This window comes from Caulobacter sp. P1_B12_2, assembly GCF_056406675.1.
Map to the genome: position 1 here is coordinate 1 of NZ_JBFTZS010000664.1, position 1,738 is coordinate 1,738.

A 1,738-nucleotide genomic window follows, 5' to 3' on the forward strand; every position below is an offset into this window, starting at 1 on the left:
GTTCGACATCGCCGGTCGGGGCTTGGCCCGGGCCGACAGCCTGATCGCCGCCATTCGCCTGGCCGCCGAGATCGCCGACCGCCGCGCCATCGCCTGAGCATCCGAGAGACCATGAGCCTCGCCGACCTGCCGCCGCTTCGCGACGTTCTCGCCGAGCATGATCTGCTGGCCAACAAGAGCTTTGGCCAGCACTTCCTGCTGGACCTGAACGTCACCCGCAAGATCGCCCGCCTGTCCGAGGTGGGCGAAGGCGACGTGGTGATCGAGGTCGGGCCCGGCCCCGGCGGCCTGACCCGCGCCCTGCTCGAGACCGGCGCGCGGGTCGTGGCCGTGGAGATGGACAAGCGGTTCATCCCCCTGCTGGAGGAACTGGCCGCCGCCGCCGAGGGCCGCCTGACCATCGTCCAGGGCGACGCCCTGAAGGTCGACATGGCCGCCATCGCCGGCGGCCCCGCCCACATGGTCAGCAACCTGCCCTACAATGTCGGTACGCCCCTGCTGATCAACTGGCTGACGGGTCCCTTCCGGCCTCTGTCCATGACCCTGATGTTCCAGAAGGAAGTCGCCGACCGCATCGCCGCCGACGTGGACGACGACGCCTATGGCCGCTTGGCCGTGGTCTCGCAGACCGTCTGCAGCGCCAAGGTGGTCATGGACCTRCCGGCCCGCGCCTTCACCCCGCCGCCCAAGGTGGCCTCGGCCGTGGTGCGGCTGGTTCCGCTGGCGCCGGCGCCCGACAAGGCGATGGTGGCCGCCCTGGAAAAGGTCACCGCCGCCGCCTTCGGCCAACGCCGCAAGATGCTGCGCTCCAGCCTCAAGGGTCTAGGCGGCGGTGCGCTGTGCGAAAAGGCGGGGATCAATCCGGACGCGCGGGCCGAGACGATCCCGGTCGAGGGGTTCCAGGATCTGGCGCGCGCGGTGATGGGCTAATCGCTGGCCGGTGTGCTCAGAAGCGGTCTTCAGGAAGGTCCGCAATGGGTGGGGAGCGGCCCCCCCAGTGGACCGGTCTAAAAGCGCGACGATGCTTAGTGATCGACAGCTGTCGGTCCGGGGTTCAGCCAGCGCCCCTCACTCAATTCACGCCAGTTCCACGAGATCGACACGGTTCCACCCTCTGTAGGTAGATCAAGCATCGTTTCTGAAACGCGCATGAGCGCTACGGAGCTGTCGATGGCCGCGCTGACATGCTGGTCCATAACTCCTTTCGATCGGCACCGGACGAGGCTTCCCTTTGGTCCCACGCGGCAAGTGGTTTGCGTCACCCCTTCCGTGCGGCCGGCCGAGGACATGATCTTCGTTGCCTGGGCACGATCGGGCAGAGCAGCCCATTGAGCGAATTTTGCCGTGCAAACCCCTCCACCCAACGAACATGGAAAGCCTTTGGAGCCAGACGGAAGCCGGATCTCGATCACGGCGGAGTAGCCAAGGGGGAGCCCGACCCCTGGGGAGGTTTGTGGGTCTGCTGTCCTGGTCACCACGGTCGTGCTGTGGCTGGCTTCTGGAGCGAAGTTAGAAGCCTGAGGCGGCGAGATTGGCGAGCTTGTGTTTGTGCTCAGGTCGCCGCACGGCAGCTTGTTGACCGTTTGGACGACGCCGTGAGGGCGGCAGAGGGCCTGGAGGCTACACATCGCAGGGATGTAGGTGCCAATCATTCTGCTCTGCTTGAGCTGAATACTCTCGTTCGGACCGTCGAAGTCCCTGATCTCGGATGCCGGCGTAAGCGCGCTGACCAACAGGT

1 protein-coding gene is annotated in these 1,738 nt (G+C 66.1%); it reads left to right on the forward strand.

The features are described 5' to 3' along the window. Nucleotides 1–111: 111 nt before the first annotated feature. Nucleotides 112–930, forward strand: a complete 819-nt coding sequence (rsmA, locus tag AC1DZ6_RS24655) for a 16S rRNA (adenine(1518)-N(6)/adenine(1519)-N(6))-dimethyltransferase RsmA (protein WP_477099731.1) — start codon at nucleotides 112–114, stop codon at nucleotides 928–930. The last annotated feature ends 808 nt before the right edge of the window (nucleotides 931–1,738 follow it).